This window comes from Acinetobacter sp. 742879 (assembly GCF_000588535.1).
GTDB classification, from domain to species: domain Bacteria; phylum Pseudomonadota; class Gammaproteobacteria; order Pseudomonadales; family Moraxellaceae; genus Acinetobacter; species Acinetobacter pittii.
Genome location: NZ_JFYC01000002.1, coordinates 203,716 through 223,918, shown reverse-complemented (window position 1 = coordinate 223,918; position 20,203 = coordinate 203,716). Strand labels below are relative to the sequence as shown.

The following is a 20,203-nucleotide window of genomic DNA, read 5'->3' as shown; positions in this document are numbered from 1 at the left end:
GCATCCATAAAATTATTTTTTATAAGTAGCAAACTCGAATGAAGTACCTGATTTTTCATCAACTTGCTGTTCACTCGCAATTTTATGAAATTCACTCGGTATTGTTGGATAATGTGCATCACCTTGCACATCTAAGTCAACATGAGTAAGTTCAAGACGGTCTGCAATCGATAAGGTTTGCTTGAATATCTCGCCGCCACCAATGATGAATAATGCTTGTTTTTCGGTATTCTTTACATCTTCTAAAGCTGCATTTAAAGCATCTTCAATTGAATACGCAACTTTAACGCCATCAAATTGCCAGTTAATGTCACGGGTAATCACCCAGTTCACACGGTTTGGTAGAGCACGGCCCATAGACTCAAGGGTTTTACGACCCATCACGACCACGCCACCTTGTGTGATTTCTTTAAAATGTTTTAAGTCGGCAGAAATATGCCATGGCAACGCATTGCCTTTACCAATACAGTGATTTTTGTCCATTGCCACAACGTGGACAACTTCTACATTTTGCCATGCCATAATCTTATTCTCTAAACCGTAATCTAATGAAATTTAAGCCGTCGTTATACTGCAACTGGTGCTTTAATTGCCGGATGTGACTCGTAACCTACAATCTCGATATCTTCAAATTTGAAATCAAATAAGTCAGTTATTTCTGGATTTAGTTTCAATTGGCATAGCGGTAAAGGCTCACGTGTCAATTGAAGTTTAGCTTGTTCAAAATGGTTGGCATAAAGATGCGTATCACCACCAGTCCAGACAAAATCACCTACACCTAAACCGCACACTTGAGCAATCATATGGGTGAGTAGAGCATAACTCGCAATATTAAAAGGTACGCCTAAAAACACGTCGGCACTACGTTGATAAAGCTGGCATGACAACTTGTTGTCTTGTACGAAAAATTGGAAGAGCGTATGGCAAGGCGGTAAGGCAACTTGTCCAGCTTCATTCGGGTTCCAGCCAGAAACAATTAAACGGCGCGAGTTTGGATTGGTCTTAATTTCGTTAATTAACCATTTAATCTGGTCAAAACCATCTTGATTATAAGTACCGTCAGCATTTTTAGTTGCGCCGAAATTACGCCATTGATGACCATAGACTGGTCCAAGTTCATGCTCTGGACGGCCAAAGCGAGCAGTTTGTTCTGCTGTTGCCCATTCATCCCAAATTGAAACTTTATTGTCTTTTAGATATTGGACGTTGGTGTCGCCTTTTAAAAACCAAAGTAACTCAATCACAATCGAGCGGAAATGTACTTTTTTTGTGGTGAGTAAAGGAAAACCTTTAGAGAGATCAAAACGCATTTGATGACCAAATACAGAACGGGTTCCTGTGCCTGTACGGTCGCCTTTGTCACCGCCATTATCAAGGATATGTTGTAGTAGGTCTAAATATGCACGCATAACACTCTCGAGTTCGGATTAATTCCATAAAATAGAAGGGGAGATGGTTTCTGGATCAATAAACCGTGGAAGATAATAACATGGTTTAATGACAGGTAGGAAAGCGAGCAATAGTTTGTAATTAAAATCGTTTAGCGCGATTTTGATAAATCGAGACAAGGAAAAAGCCAATCAGTACAAAGCCTAAAGCTTGTATGAGATGAATCCATTTATGCTGAACAGGAAGCAAATACATCAAAATAATAATGATCAAAATAGGATAAGTTTTGATTAAAAGTCCCAAGCTCGATTTGCCTGATGTGTTATTTGAAAGTTTGGTATATAAGTAATGCCCAACATGTAAACCAAACCCGAAAAGAAGGCTGAGTATTGTATAAATAGGAGATAAGGACTGAACTTGATTAGCAGCGTAAACTACAACACAAACAACAATAATGAAGATAAGTTTGATGTGACGTGGTGCGTTGTACCAATAAGCCAACATATATTGGGCCTATTTATTAAAAAGTGATTGAGGTGAAAAGATAAAAGCTGCAAGCGCCATAAAAGCGATTCCTTGCACACCCCAGATCAGCAAGTTCGGCATTGTTTTAACAAAAATAAGTGCAAATAAAAGAGCGATAGGTATCCACGTCAGCAGGCGATAAAGTAGGCCAGTTGGATTTTTTTGAGCAAAATGCAATTTAAAATAGCGGCAGATTAAAAAAATAACCCCAGTTCCTGTAAACATTAGAATGGTATCTAAAGGCAGTGGTTGATACTGATATAACCCAATACAGATCAACAGTGTAATAATTAAAATTACTAATTTTTTAAATGTCGGGACTTGAGTGTTAAACCAGAATTCCAGCATGTCGTATCTTCATTTTTTGGAGAGTAAAAACTGTAGCATAAAAAAGAAAAGAGGAGCCGAAACTCCTCTGATTTATCATATTAACTGTTCTTTTGTGGGCCCCAGTCATAGATTTTCTTTTGGTAGGCATACCACATCATCCAAAGGCCAATTAATAGCATTGGAACGGTGAGGATCTGACCTTTAGTCATCCAGCCAAACAAAATAAAACCTTGGTCGGCATCTGGTTGACGGAAGAATTCCATTACGAAGCGTGCAACACCGTAGCCCATTAAAAATAGGGCAGAAACTGCCATGCGTGGACGTGGTTTTGAACTAAACCACCACAAGACAATAAATAGGATTAAGCCTTCACAAATTGCTTGATAAATTTGTGATGGATGGCGTACCAGTTGTAATGGGTCAGTTGGGAAGATCATACCGAATGGATAATTTGGGTCAGTTACTGCACGACCATATAACTCTCCACCAATGAAGTTACCAAAGCGACCAAACATTAAGCCAGTCGGTACACATGGGGCGATAAAGTCGAGGGTTTGGAACCATGTTTTTTGATATTTTTTACACCAAAATAACATCGCAATCATGACGCCTAAAAAGCCGCCGTGGAAACTCATACCACCTGTCCAGACTTGGAATAACCAAATCGGATTTTCAAGGAATTTATCAAACTCATAGAAAAGGACATAGCCGACACGACCGCCCAGAACGACACCTAAAGCACCGTAAAACACCAGATCGGAAACCATTTCTGATGTCCAGCCATCACGCTGTTTGGCACGGTAGGAAGCAAGCCCCCAAGCACATAAAAATGCCAATAAATACATGAGTCCATACCAATGGACTTGAAGAGGTCCTAGATGTATTGCGACCGGATCGATATTAGGATAGGTCAGCATTGCTGCTCCTTGATCTTACGTTTTGACAGATTGTAGCGGAATGATGTGAAAAATGTTGTACATTCAATGTGTAAAGATAGGGAATAAGAAAAGATGTGTATTGTGGCTTTAGCATGGCATGTTCTGGATGATATGCCCTTATGTCTTATGTCAAATCGGGATGAGTTCTATCATCGACCAACAGCATTGTTACATCAGTGGCAACATACACCGATTATTGCTGGGCAAGATTTACAGTCGGGTGGGACTTGGATGGGCGTTACACCTGAAGGCCGATGGGCTGTCTTGACCAATTTTCGTGATGGACGAGATCAAAAATCATATGAAACTTCTCGGGGGCACTTAGTTCAGGCTTTTTTAGAGTCAGATTTATTGCCGATTCGATTTGCTCAACAATTAGAACAGCAGCAAAAGAATTTTGCTGGCTTTAACCTGTTTATGGGAAATGCTGATCAAGCAGTTTATATGAGTAATCGTGGTGAAGCCCCGCAAGTATTAGCAAATGGTGTTTATGTGGTTTCAAATGGTTTAATGTCTGAACATTGGGAAAAAACCAGACATTTAAGAACACGTTTTACGCAAGAGTTTTTGCCTATGCTTCAGCACCAGACGGAAGAGTTAACTTTGCAACATGCTGCATGGGATATTCTTGAAGATGAACGTAAGGTCACAACGGCATTATTACCCAATACCGGCATTCAGCCAGAGATGGAAGAGTTATTGTCATCGACTTTTATTCAAAGCCCTGTGTATGGCACACGGTGTTCAAATTTTCTAAGAATGACCAATAACGAATGGCTTTGGTTGGAAAAGACCCAACAAGGCGAGCATAGTGGGCAAATTGTTCAGCAGCAGGTTCTCTTAAATCGATGATAATAAAAATGCCGATCAATCGACCGGCATTTTTAATCATCTAAGAATTAACCCACGATCACACCGCCATCTTTACGGGTAATCACAACAGTTGCTGAGCGTGGACGCGCAGTTTTGTTGCTTGGATCTTTTTGGGTTGCTGGCCAGTTACTTTCTGGTGTCGAGTAACTTGCAGAATCTTCACCAGGATGTTGAACATTAATGAAAATTGCTTTGTAGTCAGGTGTCATCGCAATACCTGTAATCTCACATTGCTTAGGTCCCACTAAGAAACGGCGCAAAGTTGAGTCTGTAACTTTAGCACCGACTAAAGTTTGCTGACCATTTGACGTAGTTGCAGGAGCACCATCTCCAATCTGGCCTGGCAGCGCAGCAAGCATCATACAGTTAGTGACATCAGTGTATGCGCCATCATCTGTTTGAATCCAAAGTACGCCACGTGGGTCAAACCACATACCATCTGGAGATGACAAATCATTGTTGTCTGTTAAACCTGATAAGTTGATGTTTGAAGCCATAGATGCTTCTGCACCAAATAGGTAAATATCCCATTTGAAGGTTTCAGCAGTGGTTTTGTCATCCGTTTCTTTAAAACGGATGATATGACCGTTCACGTTACCCTTTTGCTCTTTAGTGCCGTTGTAGAGGTCTGTGTAGTTACGTGGGTTTGCAGCATCGGTCGCGTAATCTTTACCACGATTTGAGTTGTTGGTTAGGGTCACATAGACTTCACCGTTTACTGGGTTGACCGTACACCATTCTGGGCGGTCCATTTTTGTAGCACCGACTGCATCGGCAGCTAAACGTGCAAATGTGACAACGTCAGCTTGAGATTTAAATGGGTAGGTCGTGTTGCTTTCATTTAAGCCATTTTTGCCATAGGCAAGTTCAATCCATTGACCTGAACCATCGTTATTAAACTTGGCAACATACAATTTACCTGCGTTCATGTATTTGTCGCCAGCCGCATAACCACGATTTACATCTTTGACATCCCACACTGCGGTAGAGACGAATTTATAGATGTACTCACCGCGAGAATCATCGCCCATATAAAATGCTAATGGTTGACCTGCTACGGCACGACAAGCACTATCTTCATGTGCAAAACGTCCCAATGAGGTACGTTTAACCGGATTTAGGCGAACATCAAACGGATCAATCTCGACCATCCAGCCGAATGTATTTGGACCGTTACGATAATCTTGGGTAGCTTGTGCAGCTTTTACGTCGGCATTCCAGCGGTCATATAAGTCTTGTGACTCTACTTGACCAATTGCTGTTTCCCAGCCATAACGTGAGCCAGATCCTGCTTTTAAGCCATAGCGTTTCAGTGCAATAATTTCTTCTGGAGTACGTAACGCGTCATCAGTCGTACTACGAGCAAAGTAACCAATAAAGTTTTCTTCAGTGGTTAAGTATGTGCCCCAAGGCGTATAACCGTTACCGCAGTTATTATGGGTACCACGTGTTTTACGAGCAGTCGGGGAGAAGCGAGTTGCAAGCAAGCCAGAACCAGCTGCAGCACCTGCAAAATCCATTTCTGTTGATGCTGTAATACGGCGGTTAAAAATAGAATTTTTATCAATTGTTACTTTTTGAGTTGCAGCATCTTTTTTGATGTAAACAATAGAAACGCCATGCGCATTGGTTTCACGAATAACTTCATCTTCAGGGCGGTGTCCATCAACTTTTGTTGGGCCTTTGGGGTGAAGGAAAGTCTGATTAATATATTCATGATTCATGACCAACAAACCTTGCGTTGAAGCACTCTCGTCAAAGCGGTTTGTTGAAGTATTTAAACCAAAATAATGCATACCATCATGACAGTCGCCTGAACGGAACTGAAAGCTTGGGCCTGATGGAATATTATTATCGTCCCATTCGCCAAAATTAGGGTTGATTGAATCACCCAATGCATAAATGACATTCGCTTCGTAACCTTCAGGTACAGTCACAATATCATTATGGTTTTTCGCAACTGCGGTAAAAGTTAATTTTTCTGGTTTTTTATTTGGATCTACAGGTGTGGTTCCACCGTTGTTAGAACCTGAATCATCATCGCTATCATTACAGCCTGTTAATGTAGAGGCTAAAGTTAACGCTACAGCACCACTTGCTGCTTTAGTAATTAAACTACGGCGACTGATGTGTTGTTCTAAAATGTCGCGGAAGTGGATATTGTCAGAAGTATTATTATCCAATTCTTGGTCTTCATGATATGGCGTCAGCTCTGTCATGGGAAATTCCTAAGTAAATAAAGAGATTGTTCTAAAATTCTTCATGAGCTTAGTTTGTGAATGTGACGAGGCGTTGACGTTTTGATGATAAGTTAATGAAAAGTTCTGTAATTTTTCATTTAATTTTCATAAAAATTAAAAGTTGAATGTAAAAATATTAAAGCTGACCTTAGCCAGCTTTAATATTTAGAGAGATTATGAAAAATTATTTAGTTGTGACTGAAGGGGCAATTGGGTCAGCTGTAATATAGCCGACGTTAGCACTATAACCATTGTTGTAATTTTGGTTAATTAATGCCTTAACATCCTCAGGTACACTACTACTATCGCCTGGATGTTGGAAGTTGCTCATGATGTAAGTCCAACCGTTGATTGAATCTACCGCATGTAAACCTGTTGACTCTGCACCTGCCGGTGTAGAAAGTAAACGTGTTAACTCTTTGGTATCTACATTGTATGCCCACAAGAAGTTGTTCACGTGGTTACCTGAGTCTTCACCAATGAATAATGTGCGTAAAGTTTCAGAGAACTTCAGATTGTCTGGGCTAGCAATTTTGTCTGGGTTCGCTGTATTACCTAGACTATCTTTCGCAGCAAGATCTTCACCCATGAGCAGCATATATGAGTAAAGAGGAACCCACTCACTATTAATTGCGCTGCCTTCATTGTCTGTAAAGCTATTACCTAACTTGTGTGCAAGCACGCCACCAGCAGTAATCTTTTTAGAGAACGCGACATTATGTCCAGCGACATAACCTTTACCGCCAATGACCATTGAATCTTGAATATTAGCTAAAGCAGAGTAAGCAACTTTATCTTTAATATTTACGTTAGTACCTTCCATCTTGGTGAACGCCATACTTGCACCTTTTAGTGCTGCATAACGATGTGTTTCCAAGAAAGCTGCTGCTTTTTCCATGCCTGGTTTAAGTTTGACCCAAAGCTGTTTCTTTGCCAAAGTGATTTCAGTATAGCTCGCATCATTTGGATTGGTTGTTAAACTTTCCATGATGTCAGTTGACTTAATCCCACCAGCAACTAAATCCTCAATTTCTTTACTAGTCGCATGGCCAAGTTTGATCCATTGAATGCTAGCAGTTGAGGTTTCAGTTAGAGTATTGATGTATTTAGCAACATATAGTGTCCCTGCTGATAAATCTTTTTCTTTATCTGCAACGAACATGAAGAAGCCACCGTTGGTGTAGTCATCTCCCATAAGCGCTGTACGGTTGTCTGGCATAACATGGATAAGTTCGTGAGAAATACGACCTAAACAATAGTGTTTTTTAATGCTACCAGTACCATCAAGGTTAACTGTTACTTCTGGCAAATGACCGTAGTTATATGGGTTTGCTTTAGTTTCATCACCAAAGAAGTATTTACCAAGATATTTTGGATCTGTACCGCCAATACCTTGATTGAATGCATCTGGCTCGTATTCTTCACTTGATAAGTGAGTGTTCCAAGGTGATAGGCTAGCACCGCAAGTAATCCATAAACCGTGTACTGGTGCAGTATCAACGTTGAAGTATTTTTTAAGTTCTAGGTGACCTGTTTTTTGGTCTTGATCTAAAGTCAAAATTGCGATTGGTGAAGGTAATTGACCGTAAGTATCACCACCTGCTTGGTCTTTAGAGTTGTATTCAAATTGAACAACATGGAACACAGGATTTGCTACACCATCAACTTTCGCACCTTCTAATTGAATTAGAGATGAACCATCTGGACAGTCTGAAAAGAATTGACGTTCTTTACCAGCAACTGACTTATCCATAATTGGATTGCCATTAACATCAAAATAACCACCCGCGATAATCGTCCCACCACCAAGTTTTGGTACGCTATCACCAGTTTTAAAGAAAGGTTTATAAGCGAGTTGGTATTCAGTACTGGTTGAATTTTCCCAATCAATTTTTAATTTAGAATTCACTACAGTTGTTGCACGATCAGCTGCAGTTGTTGGCGCTGGCATTGCTGTGAATTTTGCATTTTTAAATTTGCTTGGTTGTGGTGTTGGAGTGACTACTGAGCTGTCATCACTATCATTACAACCTGCTAATGTTGCTGCCGTAGCCATCGCTCCTAATGGTAGAAAAGGAATCCCCGAAAACCATTTTAAAATTTCGCGACGCGTTGGTTGAGTAGAAGCAGTTGTCATAAGAAATCCGTAAATTTTGTGGGTATATTTGTTGAGTTGATTCTATGGACTGAAAATGACACTTTTCTTACATTTTTAAGTCACTTTGAAGACAGTTTATTGCTTTGTAGATTAAAAAGTGTTCTATATAAAAAAGCCTGAACTTGTAGGCTCAGGCTTTTTCTTAGAAATCATTTTATTCAGCAGAATGGCTTTTTCTTTTCTCAAGAATTTTACCAAAGAGTAGGCCAAGTTCGAAAAGCAACCACATTGGGATGGCTAACATCACCATTGAAATTGCATCTGGTGGGGTAATAAACATCGCTACAAAAAAGCATCCAACAATGATAAAACGTCGCTTTTCAGCAAGGCTTTTTGTATTTACCACACCGATTAAAATAAGGAGGAGCGTCGCGATTGGAATTTCAAAAGTCAGTCCAAATACTAAAAATAACTTTAAGCAGAAGCTTAGGTAGCTATTAATATCCGTCATCGGTGCAACAGTTTCAGGTGATACACTAATAAAGAAATGTAAAATTGCTGGAAGAGTAATGTAATATGCAAAAGCAACACCCGCATAAAACAAGACAATACTACCGATGAGTAATGGTAGTGCTAAATGACGTTCTTTTTGATACAGCGCTGGACGAACAAATGACCAGATTTCATACAGAATAAATGGCATTGCCAGCACAAGTGCGACAAATAAATTGAGTTTAAAAGGCGCCATGAATGTTGCAGTGACATCGGTTGCAATCATTGACGAGGAGGTTGGAAGTTGCAGCCTCAAAGGTTCGGATAGTAATTGGTAAGTATTATTTCTAAAAGGTAATAAGCAAAAAAATAAAAATAAGGTTACTCCGACAATCCTAAATAAATGACGTCGTAAAACGACCAAATGGCTCATGATTGGCATTTGGTCTAAATTTTCCTGATTATTTACAGTGGTTGAAGGCAGTTGGTTCATACGGCAATCTTCAATTTAACAGGTGATGTCTCTGAAATATCAGTTGATGATGCTAAAGGCATAAATTTTCTAATGTATGGGACTTTATAATGGCCTGATATAGGAAGACATATCCGAATAGGTTGGGGCACTGATTTGGTTGCCTCAGTCTTATCTATATTTTCAGAAATATTCTGCTTTTGAATTTCTTCAAGCTGTTGTTGTACTTTTCGTTCTAGTGCTTCAATGCGGTTGAGTTCTTCTTGCATTTCTTTTCGAAACTCAGAAAGACGCAACTCTTGATCAATCTCATTTTGCAAATTGGTAATATAACGTTTTAGGCGAACATACCAACGACCAGCAAAGCGTGCAGCTTCTGGAAGTTTATCTGGACCTAAAACTAAAATTGCAATAATTGCAAAACAGAGTAGCTCTGTCATTCCTACATCAAGCATGGTCGAAAACCTTTAGCTTTTTACTGATGTGCTGTCAGGTGTTTTGACTTGGGCATCAATTGTACGTGGAGTATTAAGAGCAGTAGTCTCATCTTCTTCACGAACTGATTTTTTAAAGTCTTTTACTGCACCGCCTACGTCTTTACCGATATTTTTTAATTTCGACGTACCAAATAATAAAATAACGACAATTGCAAAAATAACGACATGCCAAATAGATAAACCGGCCATGATCTTATACCTCTTTTCAGTTTGCTTTATATCAACAGGTTGCCATGACAGGAATGTGACATTTATATGTCATTTTTAAGACAATGAATGACTTTCAAAACCTAAAAAGTTCATTTTATAAACTGAATATCTTCTTTTTTTATTTATACATAGTTTGAAAAGAGTCACTTAATTTACTTGAAATGGAGAATACATTTCATTTTGAAAAGGTGTAGCATAGCAAGCTGGTTTTAATGAGCAAGAGGAGAGAGCATGGCGCTACTACTGCCTATATTGGCATTTATCACTGGACTTTTACTTGCTCAGACTTCCATTGCAGAAACCATAAAACCTATTCTTTCAGCTTGGCTTGCACGACTCCTGATTCCAATTGTTATTATTTACAACATGGTATTTTATCAGCCAGGTAGTTTGAGTTTGATGCTGTTTAGCTTCGGTTCAGCATTTCTTATTTTCTTTGCCTATTTAGCTCTATTTAAAGATAGATTATTAGCGCTATGCGTGAGTTATACCAACATGGGGTGGCTTGGCTTTCCCTTTGCCATGGCTTTATTTGGCCCTGATGCTACGGCACCTATTGTGGCTTTATATATTGGTATGTCTCTTTTTGGAAATGCATGGGCTGTTACGGCAGTCACCACTGCACCACAAAGTAAGCTCAATATATTAAAAAAGGTTTTAACTTCTCCACCGTGTATTTCAATATTCTGTGCACTTTTACTTAGGTCGTTAGGTGCTCAACATATCGAGCATCCTGCTATACATTGGGTATATGAAGTTGCCAAGTTTGTCATGACTTTTGCTGGTATGTGTGTGCTGGGAATGTGGCTACGCCGTACTCGAGTGCATTTGAAAGACTTAATTTACAGTACTAAAGCTCAAGCATTTAAAGTAGTGTGCGGATTTATTCTCTGTGGCTTAACTTATAGATTTTTACCCATTCCAAATATTTCTCAGCAAATTGGAGTGATGTTTTTAATGTTCTGTCTGCCACCAGCAGCCAATATTGTAGCGCTAGAAACACATTATCAAGGAACTGGTAGATCTGCGGCTTATATTGCTTCGGGGACGATTGTAAGTTGTGTGTGTATTGCGATTTATGCTGTTTTTTTGCATTTCCCACTATAATTAATTTAAAAATTTTTCCCCTACATCTGCTTGTACGAAGGCGGCATGGATGCCGCCAGTTAGACGGTGGTACATGAACGTACCATCAGTCTAACAAAAGATTTTTGCTTACTTTTCATCTTTGAAAAGTAAGGTCTGCCTATACAAAGTTTAATATATTCTAACGCTGCATATTGTGGCCATGTGATCAGCTTACTTCTGCAAGCTCTCTTTAAATAACTGCATCGCTTGCCCACGATGACTAATCTTATTCTTGTCTTCTTTAGACAATTCAGCGCTAGACACTTGTAGCTCAGGCAACCAGAACAATGGGTCATAGCCGAAGCCATTTTCACCACGTGCAGCTTCTAAAATTTCACCGTGCCAGATACCTTGGAAAATTTGTGGTAATGGATCTTCTGCATGAGTGACTAAAGCAAGTACGCACACAAACATACCTTCAATCACTTCACCATTTTTACGGTAGGGTAAAAGGTCATTTAATAATTTGGCATTGTTCGCTGCATCGTCACCATGTTCTCCAGCATAGCGTGCTGAATAAATGCCAGGTGCACCGCCTAAGACAGGAATACAAATACCAGAGTCGTCAGCCATAGCAGGTTTACCTGAAATTTTAGAGGCATGACGAGCTTTGATAATGGCATTTTCAATAAAGCTTAAACCATCTTCAATTGCATCAGGAATATTAAGGCGACCTTGAGGAATAATTTCTACTGGTAACTTAAGCTGTTCAAAAAGTTTTTCAAACTCTGCGACTTTACCTTTGTTATTGCTGGCAAGAACTAAACTGCCCTGATCAAACCAATGTGGGGTAGACATAATAAAACCAAACTTTATAGCTAATATCGAACATCAGTTATGTTACGTGTTTTTTGGAAGGGGATATAGAGGAAAACAAATAGAATATAAAATGGGATAACCTAAACTGAAGCCACCTTGTAGAGCATACAATGTGGCTTCAGTCGAGTAAGGTTTTTTACGGATGAACCGTTATTATTGTGCTTGAATCCATTTGTCCGCACGGTCACGTGCTGTACGGATTTGTTCTTGAGTTAAGTTCGCTGCTAGAGCAGTTTTCTTACCTTCAGATAGGCTAATCACTTTATTGTCGAGCATGCCATCACGAGTTGAAAGCTCATACCATTGGTAAGCACCAACGTAGTTTTTCTTTTGCTCTTCCATCATCGCAAGGTTATAGCTTGCACGGTTATCACCATTGCTTGCTGCTTTTTCAAAGTATTTACGAGCCATAGACTCATCTTTTTTAACACCAATACCGTCGGCATACATGCGGCCTACGTTTAATTGTGCTGGCGATAAACCTTGATCCGCTGCTGCTTTAAACCATGCGAAAGCCTGTTTGTCATCTTTTGCTACGTCTTTACCATATTGATAATGCGTACCAAGATAAAACTGTGCGCCTGCTTGACCAGCTTTTGCAGCTTTCTGAAGATCGTTAATCCCCATTGTTGAAAAACGTGCAGCCTGACTCGCAACCGATTGTGGCTGGGCGATATAATCTGCATGAGCCTGCATACTTAGCAGTCCTGCAAATAGTGTGCTAAATAATGTCTTTTTCATAGTGCACTCACTCGATAAATAGCGACTTCACCAAACAAATTCGGAACATGTTTGCTTAACAGGCTTCCCTGCTGATTTCCATTGACGGCGAGTCGATTAATAATTTGTATCTGATTTTCAGCACATAGTGCTTCGAAATCTTTAAATGTACATAAATGAATGTTGGGGGTGTTATACCACATATATGGTAGAGCATCCGATACAGGCATCATTCCTTTTAATGCAAGAAAAGAGCGAGTCTTCCAATGCGCAAAGTTTGGAAAAGTAATAATTGCCTGCTTACCCACACGCACCATGTCTCTTAATAAAACATCGGGTGCATCTACGGCTTTCAAAGCTTGTGCCATAACCACATAGTCGAAGGACTGGTCTGCAAAGCGGCTTAAGCCGAGATTCAAATCTTGTTGAATAATATTTAACCCGCGACTGACGGCAATTGCAATCTTTTCTTGATCAATTTCTAAGCCATAAGCACGAATTTGATGCTTTTGGCTCATATGAGCGAGTAATTCACCGTCACCACACCCTAAGTCGAGTACGCTTGAGCCGGGTTTAATCCACTTTTCTGCCAGTTGTTGATCAATACGCATTAGCTTGCCTCCAGTGATGTCGATTTTAAGTGTTCTTCACCGCCTAAGAAAGCGCGCATGGTTTTGACATACAGTGGAATCGGGAATAAGAACGAGTCATGGCCTTGTTCAGCATCAATGTCGAGATAACTTACTGGCTTATGATTGGTAATCAGTGCATCTACAATTTCTTGTGAGCGGCTTGGTGCAAAACGCCAGTCAGTTGTGAACGAGACAATCAAGAACTGGCATTTAGTTTTACCCATCGCTTCAGTTAAAGAATGACCGTACTCACGAGATGGGTCAAAATAATCTAAAGCTTTAGTCATGATGAGATAGGTATTGGCATCAAAGTTACGGCTGAACTGTTCACCTTGATAACGTAGATAGCTTTCGACCTGAAACTCGACATCAAAACCGTACATAAATTTGCCAGATTTTAAATCACGGCCAAATTTTTGTTTCATGGCTTCTTCTGAAAGATAGGTGATATGACCGACCATGCGAGCCAGAATTAGTCCGCGTTTCGGATAACTATCATTTTCTAAATAACGGCCATGATGGAAGTCTGGATCAGACAAGATTGACTGACGAGCAACCTCATTAAATGCAATATTCTGTGCTGAAAGCTTTGGTGCACTGGCAATAATCACACATTTTTGTAGGCGGTCAGGGTAGTCTACGGACCATTGTAGTGCTTGCATGCCTCCTAATGATCCACCAACCACTGCATACCAGACATCTACACCCAAACGGTCAGAAAGCATGGCCTGAGTTTTAACCCAGTCACGTACCGTTACTAATGGAAAATCAGGTCCATAAGGACGGTTGTCATTTTCAGGATTTGGTGAGGTCGGGCCAGTTGAGCCATTACAACCACCAATATTATTTAGCGAAACTACAAAAAACTTATTTGTATCGATTGCCTTACCCGGGCCAATACAACTATCCCACCATCCAGCTTTTTTATCATCTTCGTGGTGATAACCCGCTGCATGATGATGTCCGGAAAGAGCATGACAGATTAAAATTGCATTTGATTTATCAGCATTTAAAGTGCCGTAAGTTTCGACCATTAGTTCAAAACGTGGCAAAACACGATCACATTCAAGGTGTAATGGTTCTTCAAATTGGAACTTTTGCGGAGTGACTAACCCCACTGAATCAGCTGGAAAAGACACGGGAACATTTCGCCTTTTAAATCTTTCAGGAATAAAAAGAAAGGATACCAAGCTAGGTATCCTTTCCAAAGTCTTTTTTTTAATTAAACAGCGGCGGCAACAACCTGATCTGTACTTAAAACACCTTGATCAATCAAACGGTTGGTACACGCAATAATTGCTTCAATTGATGAGGTGACTGTATTGTCATGGACACCGGCACCAAACGAACCTTTACCTGTACCTTTTACTTGAAGTTCAATTAAGGTTAATGCTTTCGCATTTGCACCTGAACTAATACTACGTTCTTCATAGTTCAATACGTCAATTGGTAATTGAAGAGCATTTAAGAATGCAGAAATTGGTCCATTACCTTCACCACGAAGTTGTTGCGTTTCACCTTCGACATCAATATCAAGTTCGATAATTTGAGTGCCATTAATGTCAGATAACTTGTAGTGTTTGACTGTGTAGTGATGATTCTTCACATCAACATACGCGTCTTTAAATAACGTCCAGATTTCTTTAGCGTTAATTTCTGTACCGTTCTCATCAGCATATTGTTGAACAACCTGACTGAATTCGATTTGCAAACGACGTGGCAACACAACGTTGTAGTTTGATTCTAATAAATAAGCGATACCACCTTTACCAGACTGACTATTTACACGAATTACAGCATCGTAGTCACGGCCCAAATCTTTCGGGTCGATTGGTAAGTAAGGCATATCCCAGATTTCTTCGTTTTTCTGGTACTCGAAGCCTTTTTTAATCGCATCCTGATGTGAACCAGAGAATGCAGTAAATACCAAGTCACCTGCATATGGATGACGAGGGTGTACAGGTAAACCAGTACATTCTTCAACCGTTGCAATCACTTCATTAATATTAGAAAAATCTAACTCTGGTGCTACACCTTGGGTATACATGTTCAATGCAATTGCTGCAACGTCAACGTTACCTGTACGTTCACCATTACCGAACACACAGCCTTCAACACGGTCAGCCCCTGCCATAATGGCAAGTTCTGATGCAGCAATACCACAGCCGCGGTCATTGTGGCAGTGAACAGAAATAATTACACCATCACGACGTGCCAAATTACGATGCATCCATTCAATTTGGTCTGCATAAACATTTGGTGTAGAAACCTCGACAGTCGCTGGCAAGTTTAAAATAACTTTATGATCTGGACGTGCATCCCAGATTTCTGTGACGGCATCACAGACATCTTTAGCCACTTCCAATTCAGTTGCAGAGAAACATTCTGGGCTGTATTGGAAAATCCAGTCTGTTTGAGGATATTGAGCTGCATACTCTTTAACTTTTTGAGCAGCATTAATTGCTAATTGTTTTGCGCCATCAACATCTACATTCAACACCTTTTGACGGAAGGTTGGAGAGTTGGAGTTATAAATATGTACAATCGCTCGTTTAGCACCTGCCAAAGATTCAAAAGTACGTTCAATTAAATGGTCACGTGCTTGAACCAAAACTTCAATGTATACGTCATCAGGAATATGATTTTCTTCGATCAACATACGAGTAAAATCGAAGTCAATTTGAGATGCAGAAGGGAAACCGATTTCAATATGTTTAAAACCGATTTTCACAAGCATTTTGAACATTTTAAATTTTTGTTCCATGTTCATCGGTTCAAAAATTGCTTGGTTACCGTCACGTAAATCCGTACTCATCCAGATTGGCGCTTTTGTAATTTCGTTATTTGGCCATTGGCGATCTGGTAAATCCACACGCTGGTACATACGGCGGTATTTTTTGCTAGGGTCAGCCAACATCATGAGAAAACTCCTTGTCTCGTAGCGCGGTTGCTCTGGATATATTTAAAAGGCAACGTCTCTACTTAATATATATGGTATCTAATTCAAAAAAATTAAAGGGAATTTCAAAGTGCTGCTTTAAAAAGCAGACAAAATTTTTATACGCGCGCTTGGCGCAGCATCAGGAGTTGCAGATGATGTCTTGCTTGAGTAGGCGGGGCAAACAAGTAATTCGTTTTCATCTCTAGACCGTGAAATAATAAGTTTGGTGGTTTGCAGGTAATCTTGTTATTTAGATATATCACATCTAAACAATGATTACACCTTGTGCAAAATTCTTATCATAATTTTAGTTAAGTTGTTTAGAAAATAATTTTCTAATTTTGCGCTGTTTTGTTTTTTGTGGGAAATAATTTTCATATTTTTGCCTTATTAAGGTAAAAAAGATTATCCAGTCTTAAAAAGGCAAAAATAAATATAGTTACAGTTCTGACCACATACGAATTAAATTATGATAAATGTTGGTCAGCTTCATGACTTCTGGATAGTTATCACCGTGTGATTTACGTAGTTCTCGAATGCTCTCATCAAGATTAAATAAAAGATGGCGTTTACTATCGTCACGGACCAAACTTTGTACCCAGAAAAAAGAAGCAAAACGAGTACCTGAGGTAATGCTACTGACTTCGTGCAGGCTAGTAGACGGGTAGAGCACGACATCACCTGCTGGTAATTTAACTTCGTGATAACCATAAGTATCTTCAATCACTAGGTCACCACCTTCATATTCATCGGGTTCACTTAAAAATAATGTACAAGATAAATCAGTGCGGAGCTGTTCAGAAGTTCCACGGATAAGGCGAATTGAGTTATCTACATGGAAACCAAAGCTTTCATGTTCATCATAACGATTAAAAAGCGGTGGAATAATTTTGTGGGGTAGAGCAGCAGCCTGAAACACTGGATTTTGCCAAATTGCTTTGATGACAAGATCACTTAAATGATGAGTAAGCGGGTCCTGTTCTGAGAGTTGCTGATTTCTTTTCACAGAAGCAGACAAGGTGCCGGCAGTCACTTTCCCACCTACCCAATTGGCGTCTTTCATGAGCTTACGAAACTCGGCAACTTGCTCTTTGTTTAAAACATTGGGGATATGATGAATCACGGCAAACACCTTTTTAATAGATACTTCATTTGTAAAAATAGCCTCATGACGAGGCTATTTTATATGAACTTCAATTAATTCCATAAATAAATTATGGAATTTAACCTTAGTACTTAAAGTTAATCGCTAAGACAGCATTACGGCCATTACCTTCAAACGCGTAGTGAGCTGCATGTGCACTTGTGAAATAACGCTTATCAGAAATATTATTAATATTAAGCTGTAAGTTTACGTTCTTGTTCACGTCGTATTTAGCCATAGCATTGTAAATGGTATAAGTTGGCAAATATTTAGGTGCGGTTGTGTTTACAAAGACTTGATCACGATATTCAACACCAGCGCCTAAAGTCAATTGAGGCATTACTCTGTAAGTAGACCAAAGTGTAGCACTGTTTTTCGCTACAAATGGTAATGGTTTACCTTCTTGAGCAACCGCATTATATGCAGCTTCTGTGATTTCGCTATCTAAATAGCTATAGCCTGTAGAAACATCCCATTTGTCGGTAATTTTCCCGTTCAAACTAATTTCAAATCCATCAACTTTACTTTTACCAGCATTGGCTGTCGTGTTCGGATCAATTTGGATACGTGTATTTTGCTTTTCAGTACGGAAAACTGCTGCTGTTAAATTAGCACGGTTATTAAACAGATCCCATTTAGTTCCTAACTCGAAAGTACGAGCTTCTTCTGGTTTTAGATCATTTGCACTCGCACTTGCAGCACCTGAGTCGCTAATAGAATCTGAACCTGTGTCACCTTCAGCAAGCACGCCTACTGGGTTTGCTGACGTAGCATAGCTTAAATAAATACTACCATCTTCTGTTGGTTTAAAAACTAAACCAGCTTGGTAAGAGAAGTAATCTGTATCGCTTTCTAATTTATCACCAGCTTTATGAGGAGTACGTCCACTTACGTCCTTATTATATTTTTTCTCAGTTTCAAATTTATCCCAACGAACACCTAAGTTAAGTAACCATTGTGGATTAAATTCGATACTATCTAAAGCATACACGCCTACATTATGACTACGAGTGGTCGATTGTGCAGTGATAGATCCACGCTTATCTGTGAAGGCACCATTTCCAGGATTATTTAAACTCGTACCCCAGCCATTTGCCACAGCAGCAGCTGAAGTACAGTTTTGAATATTGCTGTCTAAAATGGTCGATGTGGTTTCACCAGCAGCATTAGTAAAAGTATGTACACCCTGATCAGTTTCTTGGAAGCTCCACTCGGTACCAACATTAAAAGAATGCTTTAGGCTACCTGTGTTGAATTTACCTCTTAAAGAAAGCTGATCGCTATAAGCATCGCTATCTAAGATACGGCTTAACGCACGGCGAGCGATTGTGCCTCTGTAAATATTACCCTTAGAGTCATCAGCATTCGTATAAACATAATCAGATTTAGATTTGTTGTAGGTTGCTATATTAGACAAGGTAAGATTTTCATTAAAATCATGTTCTAGCTTAAACGTACCAATGTGGTTTTCGCGTTTGTCGAAATCACGCGCTTTCCAGCCATAGTAGGTTCCAGCTTTTACATCAACAGGCTTGCCGTCACCAGGAGTTACAATAACTCCAACAGGAGGTTTGGTTGGGTTTGCATTGTTAAACGGAATACCTGCATCAGGTTCATCGTTACTACGTAAATAGTAGTAGCTTAGTGTTCCACGAGTTGCCGTATCTAAACCAAATGCAAGACTTGAGGCAATACCGGCACGGGCATATTCTGCACCGTTACTTTGACCAGCTTTTTCATTTTCGTGACCCATAATAACAACACGACCAGCAACTCCGTTGCCAAAGTCTTTGTTGGCATCAAGTTGGATATGACGATAGTTGTCAGTACCACCTTGAACACTACCTTGGTAAACGTCACCTTCATGAGCTACTTTAGGGATTAAGTTAATGCTTCCACCCACGCTACCGCCACCACCAAGGGCAGAAGAAGAGCCTTTAATAACTTCAACTTGTTCAATGGCAAACATGTCGCGGTTTTGGGAAGTCGTATTACGAACGCCATCGACATAAATAGAAGATTGACCGCTATAACCACGAATGTAAGGCATATCTGTAAAAGGTGTGCCGCCTTCACCAGCACCTAATGTAATACCAGGTTCATAGCGTAACGCTTCGAGTAGGGTATTAGAGTTTGTATCTTTAATTAATTTTTGAGAAAGAATAGAGACTGATTTTGGTGTGTCTTTGAGAGGAGCTACGAATTTAGAGTTTGCAGACTGATCTACTTTTAAAGATTCTTCTTGAGTCGCTTTAGTATGAATTGTTGGTAATTGTGAAACTGTTTCTTGCGCCATGGCTGTTGTTGCAATCATTGATAGCGATGAAGCTATTGCAGAAGAAACAATTTTTTTACGTGTTCTAATCAAAGACATAACTTCAGGACTCTAAAACTAAAAGGTTATGCGAATAATAATAATTCTTATTTATATGTACAGTTTGTGTTAATTGGATTTGCCAATTGAATTGTGAAGGAAAAGTGAATGATTGAATGGGGAAATGTACTTTTATGTAGCTAATCTACTGATTATTGGTAATTGTTTATTAAAGCGATTAAATTCAAAGTTTAATTGTAATTTTAGATTTATAAAGAATAACTAAAAAATTAGTTTTACTTAAGTACTTATAAAAAAAATTTAAAGAATCATAAAATTACTGTGAAATTTACTAGAATAATGTCCTTCACTTACATGAAGTGATCGGTTAATTTTGTATATCTTGAAAGTTGTCATATAATACAGCACTTTTTTAAAAAC

Annotated in this window: 18 protein-coding genes and 1 pseudogene; 2 read left to right on the top strand and 17 right to left on the bottom strand. The window is 39.4% G+C overall.

All coding sequences use genetic code 11. The features are described from left to right. Window positions 1-12: 12 nt before the first annotated feature. From J690_RS08840 to lgt, 5 genes and pseudogenes are all read right to left on the bottom strand, one after another. A complete protein-coding gene (locus J690_RS08840; protein ID WP_032035374.1) occupies window positions 13-522 on the bottom strand; it encodes a dihydrofolate reductase in 510 nt (169 codons plus the stop codon). A gap of 44 nt (window positions 523-566) precedes the next feature. Next, window positions 567-1,409 carry a thymidylate synthase gene (gene thyA, locus J690_RS08835; protein ID WP_005079164.1) on the bottom strand — a complete coding sequence of 281 codons (843 nt, stop codon included), beginning with the start codon at window positions 1,407-1,409 and terminating at the stop codon, window positions 567-569. 18 nt (window positions 1,410-1,427) lie between these two features. Beyond that, window positions 1,428-1,893 (bottom strand): annotated as a pseudogene (locus tag J690_RS08830) (hypothetical protein). A 9-nt stretch (window positions 1,894-1,902) separates the two neighbouring features. Then, complete coding sequence (locus tag J690_RS08825) at window positions 1,903-2,262, bottom strand: hypothetical protein (protein WP_002115133.1); 360 nt, start codon at window positions 2,260-2,262, stop codon at window positions 1,903-1,905. Window positions 2,263-2,342: 80 nt separating this feature from the next. Further along, window positions 2,343-3,161 (bottom strand): prolipoprotein diacylglyceryl transferase, encoded by an 819-nt coding sequence (gene lgt / locus J690_RS08820; protein ID WP_005066098.1) that lies wholly within the window; start codon window positions 3,159-3,161, stop codon window positions 2,343-2,345. Between the two features lie 93 nt (window positions 3,162-3,254). Between lgt and J690_RS08815 the strand changes: the two genes are divergently transcribed. Beyond that, window positions 3,255-4,034 carry an NRDE family protein gene (locus J690_RS08815; RefSeq protein WP_032035372.1) on the top strand — a complete coding sequence of 260 codons (780 nt, stop codon included), beginning with the start codon at window positions 3,255-3,257 and terminating at the stop codon, window positions 4,032-4,034. A gap of 47 nt (window positions 4,035-4,081) precedes the next feature. Here the strand turns inward: J690_RS08815 and J690_RS08810 are convergent, their stop codons facing one another. The 5 genes from J690_RS08810 to J690_RS08790 form a co-directional block, all read right to left on the bottom strand. Next, a complete protein-coding gene (locus tag J690_RS08810; protein ID WP_032035371.1) occupies window positions 4,082-6,274 on the bottom strand; it encodes a PhoX family protein in 2,193 nt (730 codons plus the stop codon). Window positions 6,275-6,479: 205 nt separating this feature from the next. Beyond that, a complete protein-coding gene (locus J690_RS08805) occupies window positions 6,480-8,432 on the bottom strand; it encodes a PhoX family protein (protein ID WP_032005166.1) in 1,953 nt (650 codons plus the stop codon). A gap of 175 nt (window positions 8,433-8,607) precedes the next feature. Next, entirely contained in the window at window positions 8,608-9,378 is a 771-nt protein-coding gene (gene tatC, locus J690_RS08800) for a twin-arginine translocase subunit TatC (protein WP_032035370.1), read from the bottom strand. Then, window positions 9,375-9,812, bottom strand: a complete 438-nt coding sequence (gene tatB, locus J690_RS08795; RefSeq protein ID WP_032035369.1) for a Sec-independent protein translocase protein TatB — start codon at window positions 9,810-9,812, stop codon at window positions 9,375-9,377. Before tatB ends, tatC begins: the two co-directional genes overlap by 4 nt. A 12-nt stretch (window positions 9,813-9,824) precedes the next feature. Next, window positions 9,825-10,043 carry a Sec-independent protein translocase subunit TatA gene (locus J690_RS08790; RefSeq protein WP_002114991.1) on the bottom strand — a complete coding sequence of 73 codons (219 nt, stop codon included), beginning with the start codon at window positions 10,041-10,043 and terminating at the stop codon, window positions 9,825-9,827. 252 nt (window positions 10,044-10,295) lie between these two features. On the opposite strand from J690_RS08790, the gene J690_RS08785 reads away from it, so the two are divergent. Continuing rightward, window positions 10,296-11,171: an AEC family transporter gene (locus tag J690_RS08785; protein WP_032035368.1), complete on the top strand. Its 876-nt coding sequence runs from the start codon at window positions 10,296-10,298 to the stop codon at window positions 11,169-11,171. Between the two features lie 192 nt (window positions 11,172-11,363). Here the strand turns inward: J690_RS08785 and rdgB are convergent, their stop codons facing one another. From rdgB to J690_RS08750, 7 genes are all read right to left on the bottom strand, one after another. Next, complete coding sequence (rdgB, locus tag J690_RS08780; protein ID WP_032035367.1) at window positions 11,364-11,990, bottom strand: RdgB/HAM1 family non-canonical purine NTP pyrophosphatase; 627 nt, start codon at window positions 11,988-11,990, stop codon at window positions 11,364-11,366. 174 nt (window positions 11,991-12,164) lie between these two features. Beyond that, entirely contained in the window at window positions 12,165-12,752 is a 588-nt protein-coding gene (locus tag J690_RS08775; protein ID WP_005804213.1) for a tetratricopeptide repeat protein, read from the bottom strand. Continuing rightward, window positions 12,749-13,342 (bottom strand): methionine biosynthesis protein MetW, encoded by a 594-nt coding sequence (gene metW, locus J690_RS08770; RefSeq protein WP_031953612.1) that lies wholly within the window; start codon window positions 13,340-13,342, stop codon window positions 12,749-12,751. Before metW ends, J690_RS08775 begins: the two co-directional genes overlap by 4 nt. Beyond that, complete coding sequence (gene metX, locus J690_RS08765; RefSeq protein ID WP_002114709.1) at window positions 13,342-14,502, bottom strand: homoserine O-succinyltransferase MetX; 1,161 nt, start codon at window positions 14,500-14,502, stop codon at window positions 13,342-13,344. The genes metW and metX overlap by 1 nt, the downstream gene beginning before the upstream one ends. 83 nt (window positions 14,503-14,585) lie before the next feature. Beyond that, window positions 14,586-16,283 (bottom strand): 2-isopropylmalate synthase, encoded by a 1,698-nt coding sequence (gene leuA / locus J690_RS08760; protein WP_005066113.1) that lies wholly within the window; start codon window positions 16,281-16,283, stop codon window positions 14,586-14,588. Window positions 16,284-16,743: 460 nt separating this feature from the next. Then, on the bottom strand, window positions 16,744-17,427 hold the full coding sequence (locus J690_RS08755) for a Fe2+-dependent dioxygenase (RefSeq protein ID WP_032035366.1): 684 nt from the start codon (window positions 17,425-17,427) through the stop codon (window positions 16,744-16,746). A gap of 106 nt (window positions 17,428-17,533) precedes the next feature. Further along, window positions 17,534-19,822, bottom strand: a complete 2,289-nt coding sequence (locus J690_RS08750; protein ID WP_032035365.1) for a TonB-dependent receptor — start codon at window positions 19,820-19,822, stop codon at window positions 17,534-17,536. Window positions 19,823-20,203: the final 381 nt, after the last annotated feature.